Origin of the sequence: Streptomyces sp. 8N706, assembly GCF_052245415.1 — a bacterium.
GTDB lineage: Bacteria > Actinomycetota > Actinomycetes > Streptomycetales > Streptomycetaceae > Streptomyces.
The window spans coordinates 63,741-80,828 of record NZ_JBQQBW010000014.1; the positions used below are offsets into that span (position 1 = coordinate 63,741).

Genomic DNA, 17,088 nt, shown 5'->3' on the forward strand with positions numbered 1-17,088 from the left:
AGGCCCCGTTGTTGAGCACGATGCAGGACGTACCGCTGACAGTGAGCCGCATTCTGCGGCACGGCTCCACTGTCCACTCAGGCTCGCAGGTCACGACCTGGACCGGGGAGGGCGCTCCGGAGCGCCGCAGTTTCGGCGAGATCGGGGCCCGCGCCGCGCAGCTGGCCCACGCCCTCCGTGACGAGCTGGGCGTGGTGGGCGACCAGCGGGTCGCCACCCTGATGTGGAACAACGCCGTCCATCTGGAGACGTATCTCGCCGTCCCCTCCATGGGCGCCGTGCTGCACACGCTCAACCTCCGACTGCCCGTCGAACAGCTCGTCTGGATCGTCCGTCACGCCGCCGACCGCGTGATCATTGTCAATGGCTCGCTGCTGCCCCTGCTGGCTCCGCTCCTCCCCCAGCTGGACCCCGTCGAGCACATCGTCGTCGCCGGCCCCGGCGACCGCTCCCTCCTCGACGGCAGCGGCGTCCGCGTCCATGAGTACGAGGAGCTGATCGCCGGCCGTCCCACCGACGTCGACTGGCCGGAGCTCGACGAGCGTGAGGCCGCGGCCCTGTGCTACACCTCCGGCACCACCGGCGACCCCAAGGGCGTCATCTACAGCCACCGCTCGCTGTATCTGCACGCGATGCAGGTCAACAGCGCCGAGTCGTTCGGCCTGACTGTGGACGACACGGCTCTTCCCGTGGTCCCCATGTTCCACGTCAACGCCTGGGGGCTGCCGTACGCCGCCTTCATGGCGGGCACTTCGGTGGTGATGCCCGACCGCTTCCTGCAGCCCGGCCCGCTGGCCGAGATGATCGAGGCCGTACGGCCCACCATCGCCGCCGCCGTCCCCACCATCTGGAGCGGCCTGCTCTCGGAACTCGACGGCGGGCAGCGCGACGTGACCTCGCTGAAGACCGTGATCATCGGCGGCTCGGCCTGTCCGCCCGCCCTGATGAAGGGGTTCGAGGAGCGGCACGGTATCCGGGTCGTCCACGCCTGGGGCATGACGGAGACCTCCCCGCTCGGGACCGTCGCCCATCCGCCCGCCGGCGTCTCGGAGGAGGAGGCGTGGACGTACCGATTGAGCCAGGGCCGCTTCACCGCCTCCGTCGAGGCCCGGCTGGCCGGTCCCGGCGGAGGGTTCCTGCCCTGGGACGGTGAGTCGGCCGGTGAGCTGGAGGTACGCGGCCCGTGGATCGCGGGGGCGTACTACGGCGGCGGCGACGGCGCCCCCCTGCGCCCCGAGGACAAGTTCAGCGAGGACGGCTGGCTGCGCACCGGCGACGTCGGCACCATCACCCCGGACGGCTATCTCACCCTCACCGACCGCGCCAAGGACGTCATCAAGTCCGGCGGGGAGTGGATCTCCTCGGTCGAGCTGGAGAACCAGCTGATGGGACACCCTGAGGTCGCCGAGGCGGCGGTCGTGGCCGTACCCGACGAGAAGTGGGGGGAGCGGCCGCTGGCCACCGTCGTCCTGAAGGAGGGCTCGACCGCCGACTACACGACGCTCAAGGCGTATCTCGCCGAGCGGATCGCCCGCTGGCAGCTGCCGGAGCGCTGGGCGGTCATCGAGGCGGTGCCGAAGACGAGCGTCGGCAAGTTCGACAAGAAGGTGCTGCGCAAGCAGTACGCAGACGGCAAGCTGGACGTCACCGAGGTGTAGGCGCGGGAGCTCCGTACGGGGTCGGCCGCGCCGGGCGCGACGGCCCCGTACGGGCCCTCCAGTCCGTACCGTTCAGTTCGTACCGATCTTGGACAGCAGGTCCACGATCCGGCCCTGCACCTCGGCGCTGGTCGAGCGCTCCGCGAGGAACAGCACCGTCTCCCCGGAGCTGAGCCGCGGCAGCTCCTCCGGATCGATGTCCGCCGAGGTGTAGACGACCAGCGGGGTCCGGTTGAGGAGTCCGTTCGCCCGCAGCCAGTCCACGATCCCGGCCCGGCGGCGGCGTACCTGCATCAGGTCCATCACCACCAGATTCGGCCGCATCTGGGTCGCGAGGGTCACCGCGTCGGCATCGGAGGCCGCGCGCGCCACCTGCATTCCGCGCCGCTCGAGCGTCGCCGTCAGGGCACCGGCGATGGCGTCGTGCGTCTCGATCAGCAGGACCCGCGACGGGTGCTGCTCGCTGTCGCGCGGGGCGAGGGCCTTCAGCAGGACGGCCGGGTCGGCGCCGTACGCGGCCTCCCGCGTCGCCTGCCCGAGCCCCGCGGTCACCAGCACCGGCACCTCGGCCGCCACCGCCGCGGTCCGCAGCGACTGCAGCGCGGTCCGGGTGATCGGCCCGGTCAGCGGGTCGACGAACAGCGCCGCCGGGTAGGCCGCGATCTGCGCGTCCACCTCCTCGCGGGAGTTCACGATCACCGGACGGTAACCGCGGTCGCTCAGCGCCTGCTGGGTGGAGACGTCCGGCGCGGGCCACACCAGCAGCCGGCGCGGGTTGTCCAGCGGCTCCGGGGGCAGTTCGTCGTCCATGGGCGGGGCGGCCTGGGAGTCGGTGACATCGATGGCGCCGTTCGGGCCGTCCAGCGGCTCCGGGCCCTCGGCGCCCTCGTCGGGTGCTCCTATGGCGTAGGCCCGGCCGCCGTTGGTGTCCAGCAGCCGCGGGGGCTGCTGCTGCCCTTCCCGGGTACGGGCGGTGGGCTCCTCGGACGGCGCGCCGCGCTCGTCCTCCTGCGGAGGGGCGGCGAGCTTCCGCCTGCGGCCTGAGCCGCCGGATGTCTGTCCGGAGGCGGGCTGCTGCGGGCGCTGCTGCTCGGTGATCTGCTGGGCGAAGGGCACTCCCTGGCCGAGCGTCCGCACGCTGATCGCGCGGGACTGCGTGGTGGAGTCGCCCCCCTGGGCCTCCGCGGGCAGCGGCTGAGCTGACTGGATCCGGCGCGGCGCGGCCTGCTGCCCGCCGTTCGGGGATCCCTGACGGCCGTACGGCTGCGGCTGCGGTTGGGGCTGGGGTTCCGGTGACCGGCTGGGCGGTACGGCCTGGGGGTACCCCGCGTTCTGCATGACGCCGGGCGAGGCCTGGCCGTCCTCGCCCCAGGGAGCCCCCCGACCGGCCTCGGCCGTCCTGTCCGCGGGCGCGCCGGTGGGCTGCGCCGGAGCGGCGGGCGCCGAGGGCCCCTGGGACGGGGTTCCGTGGGCAGGGGGCCCTTCCACTGGGCCGCCACCCGTCTGGAGCTGCTGTTCCTCCGCCGGGTCGCGGCGCGCGCGACGCCGCCCGGTGGGTGGGAGGGGGTGCGCCCGCGGCGGAGTGTGTTCGGCGTCGGGCGACGCCGGCTCGTGCCGGCCGTGCTCGTCGGCGGACCGGTCGCCGGGCTGCGCCGGACCGGCGGACGGCGGCCGCACCTGGTCGGCCGCGGCCGGTGGCAGCGCGAAGGGCCGGCGGTCCGCGCCGGGCTCGGCGCCGGTCCGGTCCTGGCCGGGGACCGACCGGTCGGCGGCGTCGGCGAGCGCCCGTCGCGCCCTGCGGCCCGTCTGCTGCCCCGGCGGCTGAGCCTGCCGCGGCACCGCGGGACCCTGCCCGTACGCCTGCGGCTCGCCGGGATGCATCGTGGGCATGGCGTCCGGGGGTACGGGGCCGGGTGCCTGGCTGTTCGCGGCGGGGAGGGCGGGCCTGGCCCCGGCGTTCGCGGTGGGCGCGGCCGGTGTCGTGTCGGTGGGCATGGGGCCCGGCTGGGCGCGTCGGCCGCCGGTGCCCTGCGGGGGCACCGTGGCACCGTTGGCCGCCGGACGACCGTACGGGGCGTTCCGCGGTCCGGTGACGTTGTCGTCACCGTCCTGGGCTGCCGGTCCGTGATCGCTGGGCGGCAGCTGTGCCGCGGCCGGACCGGGACCTTGCCCGGTGCCGCCGGGGGCCACCCAGCTGTCGCGCCGGCCGTCGTCCGAGGGCGCCCCGGGGAGCGCGGGCAGCGCCCGCCCGGTCTGCCCCCCGGCGGCGCCTCCGTTGTCCGCACTCTCCGCGGGCATCGGCGCGGGGCGCACCCGGCCACCGATGCCCTGCGGCGGTACGGCCGCGCCGTTGAGCCCGCTCGCGTACGGCGTGCTCTGAGGGCCGAAGTCGTCGTCCTCGTCGCTGTCCCATCCCTCGGCCGCGGTGGCCAGCGAACCGTACGACTGGTCCGTACCGCCGTGCCGGGCGCGGCGGCCCGACCGCGAGCCGGGCGACGGGACGGCACCCTCCTGGCCCTCGACGGGCGCTTCCTGAGGACCCTCGCCCGGCGCGGCCTCGGCAGGGCTGGGCCTGCCGCGCCGACGACCGGTGGGCCGGGCGCCGGTGTCCGCCTGCGCCGCGGCAGGAGCCGGATCGTCGACAGGCTGTCCGGCGTCGCCCCACGAGGGCTCTCCCGGCTGCGTGCCGGCTCCCGGAACGGCGGCGGACGGCAGGGCGGGCCGAGCCTGCTCCGGCGCGGCCCCGTCACCCCGCGGACCGGGAGCGGCCGTGGCACCACCCGCGGCGTCCGGCCCGATGACCCCGGCGGGGCCGATCATGCCGCCCGTATCGGCGCTCTCCGGGCCTGCGGCCGTCTCCGGGACGGCCGACGGACGGCTGCCGTGGACACCCGCACCGTTCGAGTCGTGGAGCTCCTCCTCCGCACTGCGGCGCGCCCGGCGACGGCCCGTCGGGGCCTGGGAGGCGTCCTCGCGAGCGGGCACGTCCTCCGCAACGGCGCGTCGTCCGCCGGCCGGGGCACCCGCACCCGTTCCACCACCGGCACCGCCCGCGGTGGAGCCTCGGCCGGTGGCATCCCGACGGCCCGCCACGCCCTCCGCGCCCCCGGGGCTCGAGCCGTCCGGCGCGCCCTGAAGGCCCACCGTCCCGCGCGCATGCTCCTTCGGCACCGGCATCACGGTGGTGGCGTTCTCGCGGTCCCGCTCGGTGGTCTGCCGCTCTCCGCCCGGCGAGCCGCCGGCGACGATCGGCACTTCGAGCACATACGCGCTGCCGCCGCCCGTGCCCGGCACTTCATGGGTCTGCAGTACGCCCCCGTGCCGCCGCACGATGCCGCGGACGATCGGCTCATGGACCGGGTCGCCTCCGGCGTACGGGCCGCGCACCTCGATCCGTACGACCTCGCCCCGCTGCGCCGCTGCCACCACGATCGTCGAGTCGCCGGATCCGCCCGCGGCCGGGGCGTTCCCGGTCGCGTCGACCCCGGCCACATCGGCGATCAGATGCGCGAGCGCCTGTGCCAGCCTCTCCGGATCCACCTCGGCCTCGATCGGCGGGGCGTGCACCGCGAACTGGGCGCGCCCCGGTCCGATCAGCTCGATCGCGCCCTCCACACCGGCCGCCACGACCGCATCGAGTGACACCTCTTCGCGCCGCAGCCGCTCGCTGCCCTCGTCGAGCCGCTGGTAGCTGAGCACGTTGTCGACCAGCGTCGTCATCCGCGCATAGCCGGCGGTGAGGTAGTGCAGGATCTGGTTGGCCTCCGGCCACAGCTGTCCGGCCGGGTCGGAGGCGAGGGTGCCCAGCTCCCCGCGCAGCTGTTCGAGCGGGCCTCGCAGCGATTCGCCGAGTACGGCCAGCAGCTGTGCGTGCCGGCTGGCCAGCGCGTCGTACTGCCGCCGGTCGGTGAAGGTCATCACCGCGCCGACGAGCTGGTCCCCGTCCCGTACGGGCGCGGTCGTCAGATCGACGGGCACCGCGCGCCCGTCCTTCGCCCACAGCACCTGTCCCCGCACCCGGTGCTTGCGCCCGGAGCGCAGCGAGTCGGCGAGCGGCGACTCCTCGTACGGCAGCGGGGTGCCGTCGGGCCGGGAGTGGTGGATGAGCGGGTGGAGCTCCTGACCGCCGAGGTCGCTGGCCCGGTAGCCGAGGATCTGCGCGGCCGACGGGTTGACGAGGACGACCTTGCCGTCGGTGTCGACGCCGACGACGCCCTCGGCGGCGGCCCGCAGGATCATCTCCGTCTGGCGCTGCTGGCGGGCGAGCTCCGCCTCGGTGTCCACGGTGCCGGTCAGATCCCGGACGACCAGCATGAGCAGCTCGTCGCCGGTGTAGTGGTGCTCGTACGGGTCGTCGTACGGGGTCCGGCCGTCCTCCAGATTGGCGCTCGTCACCTCGACGGGGAACTCCGTCCCGTCGGTGCGCCGCGCGACCATCCGGGTCGGCTTCGTCCGGCCGCCCTCCTCGTCGTCCTCCCGCCGCCGCATCGAACCGGGGATGCGCTTGGAGTCGAACGAGGGCAGCAGATCGAGGAGCCCCCGTCCGACCAGCGCGGTGCCGGGGGCCTCGAAGGTCTCGAGGGCGATGGTGTTGGCGTTGACGACCGTGCCGTTGCAGTTCACCAGCAACAGGGCGTCGGGCAGGGCGTCGAGTATTGCGGCGAGGCGAGCAGCGCCTCGGGATGGCCTGCTGCTCACGACGACCATTCCTCCCTGATCACTGCACCTTGCCGACAGCCCCGGTCATCTTGCCGGGCGCCCCGGGGCATGTCACTAGAGGGAGTCTACGGGCAGCGGTTGTGGGCGCGGCGGCGGATGAGAGGAGGGCGGGCGACGAGATTGTGCGACTCGCCGCACGCCCGACAAATGACATGCGGACCCCTGATGAGCGGGGAAACGGGACCATTCCAGGTCGGAGCCGGGTGGGCACCGCTCAGAACGAGGTGTCCGGCAGGAGGGGGCGGAGCCTGTTCCAGCGTTCGATCTCGCAGCCGTTCGCACGGTTGAAGCGGGCGGTCACCGGACGGCCCGCCCAGGTGCCGGTCACCTGTGCGGTGGCCGGACCGCCGTGGATCATCGTGCAGTTGGACCGCGGGGAGACCGGCGCGAAGGGGTCCGCACCCCAGCGCGTCATCTCGTCGAGCCGGTCGCACGCGTCCCGGGCGCTCGGGTGCGTACCTCCGGCGGGGTGGCAGTCGAGGGTGTACGTGCCGTCCATGCCGCGATCGCCACTGCCGGTGACGGTCACCGTGAGTCTGTCCTCGCCGGCCGGGGGCACGAACGTCGGCGGCACCGGGTCCGTGTCCGCCGCCGGTGTCTCCGAGGCGGGCAGGGGCATGGGGTACGGCACCGGGAGCGCGGCGGCACCGGCGACGGGTGCGGCGGTGAGGGCGGCGGCCGCGGAGAGAGCGGTGACGGCGAGACGGCGGAGCAGCATCGGGGGACTCCTGGGGGTGCGGTCAGGGTAGGGGGCGGCGGGGGCCGCTGACGCGAGCCCGCCATGACTAACGCTCCTGCCGAGGAGGCGTTGCGCAACCGCTCACCGCCCTACGGGTGACTCCCGCGGCAGATGGGTGTGCCCCCGGCGCGACCAGGAAGGCTTTTGCTCTGCTGCCCGCGCGCCTAGTACCGTAGGCTGCGATTGGTGACGGCCCACAGGGCTGTGCCATCATCTGCACACACCACATCGCGTCCGCGCGGGTGTGTGAGGAGGCTTCGCCTAGTCTGGTCTATGGCGCCGCACTGCTAATGCGGTTTGGGGTAACCCCCCATCCCGGGTTCAAATCCCGGAGCCTCCGCTCGATCTTATCGATCATCGAAGCCCCGGCCCCGACGGCCGGGGCTTCCCTTGTTCCTGGCGACTCCACTTGACCGGCACTTGACCGGTCCAGAGGCTGTTTTCCCAGGTCAGCGGGTGAGTGGCTAAGGGATTTCACCTCCGGCGGCGGGTCATGTAATGTTGTTCCCGCAACGCCGACCGGCGGAAAAACGCCGGAACGCAAGCGCTCGTAGCTTAACGGATAGAGCACTTGACTACGGATCAAGAGGTTGCAGGTTCGAATCCTGCCGAGCGCGCACCCTTCAGAAGCCCCTTCCTGTGATGGAAGGGGCTTCATGCGTTGCCGCGGGCGGCCGAGGCCGACGGCCACCCTGCGCGTGCTGCGATCAGTGAGCAAACGCGTCAGCGGGGCCTCGCCGCCGCTGCGGAAGCTCTGCGTGGCGTGCCGGCGCGAGTGGGGGCGCAGGGCGTCGTAGTGGTCCGTGATCACGCCGAAGGACCTCGGCGCCGCCTGATCATCTGGGCGGTGTCTCCTTGCCGCGGGGAGTTTCCTGCGGAGGGGATGCGGTCCGGCGCACGTCCACACGTGTGGCGCGGGTCACACGAGGGGCGCGCCGGGCCCTCTCTTGTGGTCCTCCCCGGGAGAGCCGGACAAGATCGACCACCGATCCCTGATGGTCGGTTCGGCAGTGATGTGCCGCCCGCCGTCCCGGGCTTCCGCCTCCGTGACCGTGAGGTCCGTGGCGGCCCCGAACTGTCCGCAGGCGGGCTCTGCCGCCTGCGGGCCCCGCGGGACTGCCGCCGGGCGCCTCCCGTCCGGCCGGCCCGTCGGCCCGGTGCGACCTGGGGTCCCGGCCGGGCCCTCCACGGCGGCCCCAGGAGCCGGAGGTAGGCCAATGGGGTTGTATTGCCAAGCATGAAGCTCGCTTCACGGTTTGACAGCCTATAAGTCCGTTTTGCGGTGGTAATACTCGATTCGTTCTTCCACTCGGAGACGCTGAGAATGGAGAGAGACATGCGCACAGCCGTCAAGGTGTCCGCGGTGGCGCTCGCCGTCGCCGCTGCGATCAGCACCTCGGCCACGACCGCCATCGCCCAGCCGGGAGGGGCGGAGTTCCAGGCGAACGCCTGCGGGAACACCTCGGTGACCGCCTTCGCCTTCGACGACTCCGAACTGCAGGACATCGAGCAGGAGGCGGAAGGGCCGGTCTTCTGCCAGAACGGCACCGACAACAGCGCGATCAGCTACACGCCGTACACCTCCATCGTCACCCACGACGACAGCTTCCTCTGACCGTCGCTGTTCCGGATCAGGCCTACCACGTCCCAGGGAAGAGACAACGCTCTTCCCTGGGACGTCCCGTGTCCGGCTCTGCCCGTGCGCAAAGCCTCAGTGCAGGATCTTTTCCTTCGCTCGCCGGAACTCGGCCTCGGAGATGTCTCCCCGCGCTTTGAGGTCCGAGAGCTTGGCCAGTTGCTCCACGCTCCCGTGGCCATCGGGACCGCCGGCCGTCTCCCGCAGATACGCGTTGAACGTGTCCTGTTGCGCCTTCGCATGCCGGATCTCGCGCTTGCCCATGTCCGCGCCCCGCACGATCACATACGCCAGGACTCCGAGGAACGGGACGACGATCACGAAGAGGATCCAGGCCGCCTTCGCCCACCCGCTCAAGTCGTGGGCGCGGAACACATCGGTGATGACCCGGAACAGCAGGATCAGCCAGAAGACCCAGAGGAATATCCACATCACGGTCCAGAAGGCACCCAGGACCGGATAGTCGTACGCCAGGAAGACATCACCGCTCATCGCTCTCCTCCTGCCCTGCTGCCGGACATCCGGGGCCGGTTCGCGACCGGCCCCGTCCGCTCACCCGAACGGGTGCATGCCCTCAGCGTGCGACGGGAGGGGGCGCAGCGCATCCCGAGAAGCCGTAGCACCCTGCTGACCTCGCGGCTCTCCCGGGCTCCCGGCCGTGGGCGGCGGGGGCCGGGAACGGTGTGTCCGACCGCCGCGGGGCGGAGGCGGCGCGGCAGCAGTCGTTCCGTCCGGTGGCAGTGTGCGGTGCCGGACCGCTGAACTCCCCGCCTCCCGAACCTCGGTACCGCGCCGTGGTGTTCGACGTCTAGGCGATGGTCCAGCAACCGGGCCTCACCGCATGGAAGTTCGGTCCTCGACAGCCGTACTACCAGGCATTCTCAGGCAATTCACAGGTGGTCCACAGCCTTCTCTCAGAAGGCGTGCCGAAGGTGGGAAGCATGACCGCGACCTCGCCCCACGGGCGCGCCGAACTGTTGCGACCCGACGGCAGCCCCGTCCGGGTCCTCGTCGTGGACGACGAGAGCGCACTGGCCGACCTGCTGTCCATGGCCCTGCGCTACGAAGGGTGGGAGGTGCGCAGTGCGGGTGACGGGACCGGGGCACTGCGGACGGCCCGGGAGTTCCGTCCGGACGCCGTCGTCCTCGACATCATGCTGCCCGACCTGGACGGCCTCACGGTGCTGGCGCGGCTGCGCCAGGACCGGCCGGATGTCCCGGTGCTGTTCCTGACCGCCAAGGACGCGGTCGAGGACCGGATCACCGGACTCACGGCCGGCGGCGACGACTATGTGACGAAGCCGTTCAGCCTGGAGGAGGTCGTGGCGCGGCTGCGCGGGCTGCTGCGGCGCTCGGGCGCGGCCGCGGCGCGAGCGGAGTCGCTGCTGGTCGTGGGTGATCTGATGCTCGACGAGGACAGCCATGAGGCGGCGCGAGCGGGGGAGCCGATCCATCTGACCGCCACCGAGTTCGAGCTGCTGCGCTACCTCATGCGCAATCCGCGGCGGGTGCTCAGCAAAGCCCAGATCCTCGACCGCGTCTGGTCGTACGACTTCGGAGGCCAGGCCAATGTGGTGGAGTTGTACATCTCGTATCTGCGCCGCAAGATCGACGCGGGGCGCGCACCGATGATCCACACCCGGCGGGGGGCCGGATATCTGATCAAGCCGGCGGAGTGAGCCATGAGTATCCCGCCACGCCCTGCGCACGAGCCCGGGCGCCGGAAGCGGCGCAGCAGGTCGCTGCGCACCCGGCTCGTCGTCTCGTCCGTCGCGCTGATCGCCGTGGTCTGCGCGATCATCGGCAGTGTCACCACCATCACCCTCCACTCGTATCTGTACGGGCAGTTGGACGACCAGCTGCAAGGAGTCGCAGCGCGTGCCCTGCGTGGCCATCCGCCGCCCCATGAGAGCAGGCTCGGCTTCGTCCTCGGCCCCGGACAGCCGCCCGGAACGCTCGGGGCGGAGGTGGCCGACGGCACGGTCACATCGGCTGTGCGCAGCACCGACGAGGGCAAGGCCAGGCCTCTCACCGACGAACAGGAGGCAGCCATCCCGTCCCTGTCGGTCGACGGCGGCTGCCACACCGCTGACATCCCGGGCGTCGGCAGCTACCGCCTGCAGGCCGTACCCGACCGGCACCGCGAGGGCGGCAGCATCGTCGTCGGGCTGCCCCTGCGCAATGTGCGGGACACGGTCGACACCTTGATCCTTGCCGAGATCTGCGTGGCCGCGGCCGCGCTCGCGGCGGCAGGGCTGGCCGGGACGGCGATGATCCGCATCGCGCTGCGCCCGCTGCGCCGGGTGGCCACGACCGCGACCCGGGTGTCCGAACTCCCGCTGGCCCGTGGAGAGGTCGCGCTCCACGAGCGCGTACCGGAGCGGGACACCGATCCGCGGACAGAAGTCGGGCAGGTCGGGGCGGCGCTGAACAGGATGCTCGGGCACGTCGGTTCGGCCCTGGCCGCGCGCCACGCCAGCGAGACGCAGGTACGGCAGTTCGTCGCCGACGCCAGCCATGAACTCCGTACGCCCCTCGCCTCGATCCGCGGCTACGCCGAACTGACACGGCGTGGACATGAGGAGACCGGGCCCGAGACCCGGTATGCCCTCGGCCGTATCGAGTCGGAGGCGGCCCGGATGACCACCCTCGTCGAGGATCTGCTGCTGCTCGCCCGGCTCGACGCGGGGCGTCCGCTCGGTCTCGCCGAGATGGATCTGTCCCCGCTGGTCGTGGACGCGGTGAGCGACGCCTGGGTGGCGGGGCCGGACCACCGCTGGCGGCTCGAACTGCCCGATGACCCCGCACTGGTGCGCGGTGACGCCGAGCGGTTGCACCAGGTGCTGGTCAATCTGCTGGCGAACGCCCGTACGCACACCCCGGCGGGGACGACGGTCACCGCGCGCGTGCTGCGGCCGGGGCCCGGTGAGGCGGGAGCCGATGAGGTGCTCATGGAGATCGTCGACGACGGGCCCGGCATCCCCGCCGGGCTGCTGCCGCACGTCTTCGAACGCTTCGCCCGGGGCGACGCCTCACGCACGCGTGCCGCGGGGAGTACGGGCCTGGGGCTGGCGATCGTCCAGGCGGTGGTGAGCGCCCACGGGGGACGCGTGGAGGTACGGAGCGTGCCGGGCCACACGGTCTTCGCCGTCCGCCTTCCCGCTGCCCACGCGCGCGGGCTCCCGCCGCAGGGGAGTGCGCAGGTCCCCCACGCGCCGGCCGGGCGACACTCACCGGCAGGGGGCCACTCACCGGCAGGGAGGCACACGCAGCCCCCGCACGCACAGCCGGGACGGCACTCACAGGCAGTCCACAGGTACAACACACAGCTGTGACAGCGTGGCCGGCGACCGTCGTTCTCATGCGAACAGACACTCCCCCGGGCGCCCTGCCCGAGCGCGGTCACCTTCCGGCCTTCCGGTCGCTGAGGGGTGACGGCGCACCGGTGCTGGACGTCGTCATCCCGGTCCACAACGAGCAGGCCGGCCTCGAGCCCTGTGTCCGCCGCCTCCACAACCACCTCGTCCGGACCTTTCCCTACGGCTTCCGGATCACCATCGCGGACAACGCGAGCACCGACCGCACGCCGGAGGTGGCGGCGCGGCTCGACGAACTGATCGGGGAGGTCACGGCCGTACGGCTGGAGGAGAAGGGCCGCGGCCGGGCGCTGCGTACGGTCTGGTCGATGTCCCCGGCAGCGGTGCTGGCCTATATGGACGTCGACCTCTCCACGGACCTCAACGCGCTGCTGCCGCTCGTCGCCCCCCTGATCTCCGGCCACTCCGACCTGGCGATCGGCTCGCGGCTGGCCCGGAGCGCGCGCGTCGTCCGTGGGCCCCAGCGGGAGTTCCTCTCCCGGTCGTACAACCTCCTCCTCCGGGGCGGTCTCTCCGCCCGCTTCAGCGACGCACAGTGCGGTTTCAAAGCCATACGCCAGGACGTCGCGGAGCGTCTGCTGCCGATGGTCGAGGACACGGGGTGGTTCTTCGACACGGAGATGCTGGTCCTCGCCGAGCGGGCGGGGCTGCGCATCCATGAGGTGCCGGTGGACTGGGTCGACGACCCGGACAGCCGGGTGGACATCGCACGGACCGTGGTGGAGGACCTCAGGGGCGTCTGGCGCGTGGGGCGCGCGCTGGCCACGGGGGCGCTGCCCCTCTCCCGGCTGAAGCGCCCCTTCGGTGACGACCCACGCGACCGCGAGCCGGCCGATGTGCCCCCGGGGCTGGCCCGCCAACTCGTCGGCTTCTGTGTCGTGGGAGCCCTCAGCACGCTCGTGTATCTCGCGCTCTACTCGCTGTTCCGGCTGGGTACGGGTCCCCAGACCGCCAATGCGGGGGCGCTGCTGCTGTCGGCCGTCGGCAATACGGCGGCCAACCGGAGGCTCACGTTCGGCGTACGGGGCCGCGACCGCGCCGTGCGGCACCAGGCCCAGGGACTGCTGGTGTTCGCCATCGGGCTGGCCCTGACCAGTGGTTCGCTGGCGGCCCTCCACCTGGCGGGCGGCGGCGATCCCTCCCACGGCACGGAACTGGCCGTGCTGATCGCCGCGAACCTGGCGGCGACGGTGCTGCGGTTCCTGCTCCTGCGCGCCTGGGTCTTCGCCGCCCGGCGGGACGGCCGGAGTCATCGCGGCGGTGCGGGGCGGATCTCCGACGACCCCCCGCAGGACGAACGGCCGTGCGCCGCTGCCCTGGCCGACGGGCCGGGGAAGGCCGCCGTCCATCCGCGGCCCGCGGACCTGCCCGCTCACAACGCGCCGCACGGTGAGACCACTTCGTCGCGCACTCGGCGCACACCTCGCCGTCACCCCGCACACCACGCCCACGACGCTTCGCACACGCACGAGGCTTCGACGACCCACCACTCCCGGAGCACCCGATGACAGCGCCCGGCGACCCGTACACCGGAGCAGGCGACCGACGGAGCCCGGCGGGCGTGGGCCGAGTGATCCCGCCGCCGCCCGCGTACACCCCGTCCGGGACCCCCGGGACCGCCGGGTCAACTGGGACGTCCGGGATCCCCGGGCCGGCCGGTGCCCGCGACGTCACGTCCCTCCGGCATCCCCGGAGCGGTGGTACGACGCGCCTCGCGTCCGCCTGGCGCGGTAAACCCGAGGACCCCCGCTGGGCACGCCCCGGGCTTCTCGCGCTCCTCCTCGGCACACTGCTGCTGTACCTCTGGAACCTCAGCGCCTCCGGGTACGCCAACTCCTTCTATTCGGCCGCGGTCCAGGCAGGCAGCGAGAGCTGGAAGGCCTTCTTCTTCGGATCCTCCGACGCCGCCAACTCCATCACCGTCGACAAGCCTCCGGCGGCCCTCTGGCCCATGGCGCTGTCCGTCCGGCTCTTCGGGCTCAATGCATGGGCCGTCCTGGTCCCCGAGGCGCTCATGGGTGTCGCGGCCGTCGGTGTCCTCCACGCCGCCGTACGACGGCGGTCGGGTCCGGCCGCCGGGCTGATCGCGGGCGGTGTGCTCGCCCTCACGCCCGTCGCCGCACTGATGTTCCGCTTCAACAACCCCGACGCCCTGCTCGCCCTGCTCATGACCGTCACGGTCCACTGCGTGCTCCGCGCCCTGGAACGTGCGAGCACCCCATGGCTCGTCGGGGCTGGCGCCGCGGTCGGAGTCGCGTTTCTCACCAAGACGCTCCAGGCGTTCGTGATCCTGCCGCCGCTGGCCCTGCTGTACGCGGTGTGCGCGCCCACGACCGTGCGGAATCGGCTCGGCCAACTCGCGCTCGCATGGCTGGCGGTCGTCGTCACCGGTGGCTGGTGGGTCGCTGTCGTCGAACTCTGGCCCGCGGCCTCCCGCCCGTACGTCGGCGGCTCGCAGACGAACAGCTTCCTGGAGCTGACCTTCGGCTACAACGGCCTCGGCCGGCTCAACGGCGAGGAGACCGGCAGCGTCGGCGGAGGAGGCGGGCCCGGCGGAGGCCGGGGCGGCGGTGCCTGGGGGGAGACGGGCGTCGGGCGGATGTTCGGTGAGTCGATCGGCGGCCAGATCTCCTGGCTGCTCCCCGCCGCACTGATCCTGCTGGTCGCGGGCCTGGTCCTGACCCGTCGCACCGGCCGTACGGGCATGGCACGTGCCGCCTTCCTGGCCTGGGGCGGCGCGCTGCTGATGACACTGGGCGTCTTCAGCTTCATGGCCGGGATCTTCCACGAGTACTACACCGTGGCGCTCGCCCCGTACATCGCCGCTCTGGTGGGCATGGGAACCGTGGCGCTGTGGGAGAGGCGCGGCGGTGTCGCGGCCCGGGCGGTGCTGGGCGGCACGGTCGCGGTCACGGCGGTCTGGGCGTACGTCCTGCTGGAGCGCAGCGCGGACTGGCTTCCGTGGCTGCGCTGGACGGTGGTGGCCGCGGGCCTGGCCGCCGCTGCCGGACTGATGCTCGCGGGACGTATGCGGCGGGAACTCGCCCTGGGCATGGCGGGGCTGGGTCTCGCGGCGTCCCTGGCGGGGCCGGTGGCCTACACGCTGAGCACGGTCGGCACCGGCCATACCGGTTCGATCGTGACGGCGGGACCGAGGGCCGCGGCCGGTATGGGCCGCCCCGGCGGCGGGCCGGACGGGGGTCCCGGTGTCACGGGAGGCGGAATGCGGCCTCCCGGCCAGGCGCCCGGGAACCTCCAGCAGGGCGGCGGAGCCCTCCCCACGCGTCCTCAGGGCGCCCCGTCGATGAACCAGGGACAGGGCCGAGGCGGCGGTTTCCCCGGCGGTGCGCCCGGACGGGGTGCTCCCGGACGCGGAGGAGGCGGAGGCGGAGCTTTCGGCGGTTTCGGCGGTCTGCTGGGCGGCCCGAGCGTCAGCGACGAGGTCGCCACCACGCTCCGGCAGAACTCCGGCGACTACACCTGGGTCGCGGCCGCCGTCGGGTCCCAGAACGCCGCGAGTCACCAACTCGCCTCCGAGCAGCCGGTGATGCCCCTCGGAGGCTTCAACGGCAGTGACCCGTCCCCCACGCTCGCACAGTTCAAGAAGTACGTGGAGCAAGGGAGGATCCACTACTTCATCGCCGAGAGCGGCGGCGGAAGGGGCCGTCCCGGCGCCCGCGGCCCCGGCGGGAACGGCGGTCCGGGCGAAACCCGCCCCGGCGGGAACGGCTCCGGACGTGTCTCCGCATCCGTCGCCGACTGGGTCGAGGACAACTTCACCGAGGTCACCGTGGACGGCACCACCCTGTACGACCTGACCCGGCCCGCCGGCTGACCGGACCCGGCCGGTGTCCGCGTCAGCGTCCCCGGCGCACCAGCAGATCCGCCACGACGGGGCGGTGGTCCGAGGCGAGAGTCCCGGCCACCGCCGCGTGGCGCACCCGGATGCCGGCCGACACCGTCACATAGTCGATCTGCCTGACCGGCTGCCGCGCCGGATACGTCAGGGCGCCACCGGCCGGTACGGCATCGGTCAGCCGCCCCCACAGCGGCGCCAACTCGGCCGCCCCCGGTGTCGCGTTGAGGTCCCCGACCAGAAGCTGCCGCGGACAGCGGCCGTGCCGGTCGCAGTCCTCCGCCATGATCCGCCGCATGTCGGCGACCTGCGCCTGCCGTACGGCCGGGTCGGCGCGGTAGTCCAGATGCGTCGCATAGAGGTGCACGCGTACGCCGTGCGCCCGTACCACCACCTCGGCGAAGCCGGGTGCCGGTGCCGGCACCGGGTCCGGGACCTGTGTCGAGAGCCGGGTGATCTCATGGTTCTCGAAGCTCACGACGGGGAAGCGGGACAGCACCGCGACCCCGAACTCCCGCCGCGGACCGCCCTCCGCCAGGGGATCGAGGCTGTACATGGGGGCGAAGGAGACCCGCATCCCCAGCGAGCCGGCGAGTTCGGCGGCCAGGTCGCGCCACTCGCTGCGGGACCCCCAGTGGACATCGACCTCCTGCAACCCGATCACATCGGCCTGCAGCGCGCGCAGCGCCTCCGCCGTACGGGCCGGATCGAAAACGTGGTCGGCGCCAGAGCCCGCCGCGATGTTGTACGTGGCGGCCCTCAGCGGCACATACCGGCCGCCACCGCCACCGCCGTCCGTGGGAACGGTGTGGGCGGGTGGTGCGGGCGTCAGTGCCACCATCCCGGCAGCGAGCAGCAGTTGAGCGCATCGACGGCGCAGCGGCATCCCCAGGCTCCTCGGTCGGGCTCGGCGCCGAAGACCGTAGCGGACCGCCCGCCGAAATCTTCTTGTACACCGTACGGGAAGCGCCCCGAGGAGGCAGGACACCGCGGTGGCGGCCCCGGGCGGTGACGGGTGCCCATGGCTGCAGGGACGGGGACACCGCCCGCGGCGCTCGCCGCTGCCCGTACGGCCGGGGAACGGGCAGCTGCCCGTACGGCCG

Annotated in this window: 10 protein-coding genes and 2 tRNA genes; 8 read left to right on the top strand and 4 right to left on the bottom strand. The window is 72.8% G+C overall.

The genetic code is table 11. From position 1 onward, the window contains the following. Positions 1-8 precede the first annotated feature (8 nt). Positions 9-1,658: a long-chain fatty acid--CoA ligase gene (locus ACTWQE_RS08375; protein ID WP_443328189.1), complete on the top strand. Its 1,650-nt coding sequence runs from the start codon at positions 9-11 to the stop codon at positions 1,656-1,658. A gap of 72 nt (positions 1,659-1,730) precedes the next feature. On the opposite strand, the gene ACTWQE_RS08380 is transcribed toward ACTWQE_RS08375, so the two are convergent. Together ACTWQE_RS08380 and ACTWQE_RS08385 are read right to left on the bottom strand one after the other, a co-directional pair. Continuing rightward, the gene (locus ACTWQE_RS08380) at positions 1,731-6,356 is read right to left on the bottom strand and encodes a PAS domain-containing protein (protein WP_443328190.1); all 4,626 of its coding nucleotides are present in this window, start codon (positions 6,354-6,356) and stop codon (positions 1,731-1,733) included. Positions 6,357-6,591: 235 nt separating this feature from the next. Beyond that, positions 6,592-7,095, bottom strand: coding sequence for an SSI family serine proteinase inhibitor (locus ACTWQE_RS08385; RefSeq protein WP_443328191.1), 504 nt, complete (start codon positions 7,093-7,095; stop codon positions 6,592-6,594). 271 nt (positions 7,096-7,366) lie between these two features. On the opposite strand from ACTWQE_RS08385, the gene ACTWQE_RS08390 reads away from it, so the two are divergent. From ACTWQE_RS08390 to ACTWQE_RS08400, 3 genes are all read left to right on the top strand, one after another. Then, positions 7,367-7,456, top strand: a tRNA-Ser gene (locus tag ACTWQE_RS08390). Positions 7,457-7,660: 204 nt separating this feature from the next. Then, positions 7,661-7,733: transfer RNA gene (locus ACTWQE_RS08395), tRNA-Arg, on the top strand. 719 nt (positions 7,734-8,452) lie between these two features. Beyond that, complete coding sequence (locus ACTWQE_RS08400; RefSeq protein ID WP_443328192.1) at positions 8,453-8,731, top strand: hypothetical protein; 279 nt, start codon at positions 8,453-8,455, stop codon at positions 8,729-8,731. Positions 8,732-8,827: 96 nt separating this feature from the next. Here ACTWQE_RS08400 and ACTWQE_RS08405 read toward each other — a convergent pair whose 3' ends face one another. Next, on the bottom strand, positions 8,828-9,244 hold the full coding sequence (locus ACTWQE_RS08405) for an SHOCT domain-containing protein (RefSeq protein ID WP_443328193.1): 417 nt from the start codon (positions 9,242-9,244) through the stop codon (positions 8,828-8,830). Positions 9,245-9,693: 449 nt separating this feature from the next. Between ACTWQE_RS08405 and ACTWQE_RS08410 the strand changes: the two genes are divergently transcribed. Genes ACTWQE_RS08410 through ACTWQE_RS08425 form a run of 4 tightly spaced genes read left to right on the top strand, consistent with a single transcriptional unit; the run spans position 9,694 to position 15,964 of the window. Continuing rightward, the gene (locus tag ACTWQE_RS08410) at positions 9,694-10,431 is read left to right on the top strand and encodes a response regulator transcription factor (protein WP_443328194.1); all 738 of its coding nucleotides are present in this window, start codon (positions 9,694-9,696) and stop codon (positions 10,429-10,431) included. Between the two features lie 3 nt (positions 10,432-10,434). After that, the gene (locus tag ACTWQE_RS08415; RefSeq protein ID WP_443328195.1) at positions 10,435-12,087 is read left to right on the top strand and encodes a sensor histidine kinase; all 1,653 of its coding nucleotides are present in this window, start codon (positions 10,435-10,437) and stop codon (positions 12,085-12,087) included. 26 nt (positions 12,088-12,113) lie between these two features. Continuing rightward, on the top strand, positions 12,114-13,637 hold the full coding sequence (locus tag ACTWQE_RS08420) for a glycosyltransferase (protein WP_443328196.1): 1,524 nt from the start codon (positions 12,114-12,116) through the stop codon (positions 13,635-13,637). Further along, a complete protein-coding gene (locus ACTWQE_RS08425) occupies positions 13,634-15,964 on the top strand; it encodes an ArnT family glycosyltransferase (protein ID WP_443328197.1) in 2,331 nt (776 codons plus the stop codon). The genes ACTWQE_RS08420 and ACTWQE_RS08425 overlap by 4 nt, the downstream gene beginning before the upstream one ends. Positions 15,965-15,986: 22 nt before the next feature. Here ACTWQE_RS08425 and ACTWQE_RS08430 read toward each other — a convergent pair whose 3' ends face one another. After that, complete coding sequence (locus ACTWQE_RS08430; RefSeq protein WP_443328198.1) at positions 15,987-16,871, bottom strand: endonuclease/exonuclease/phosphatase family protein; 885 nt, start codon at positions 16,869-16,871, stop codon at positions 15,987-15,989. Positions 16,872-17,088: the final 217 nt, after the last annotated feature.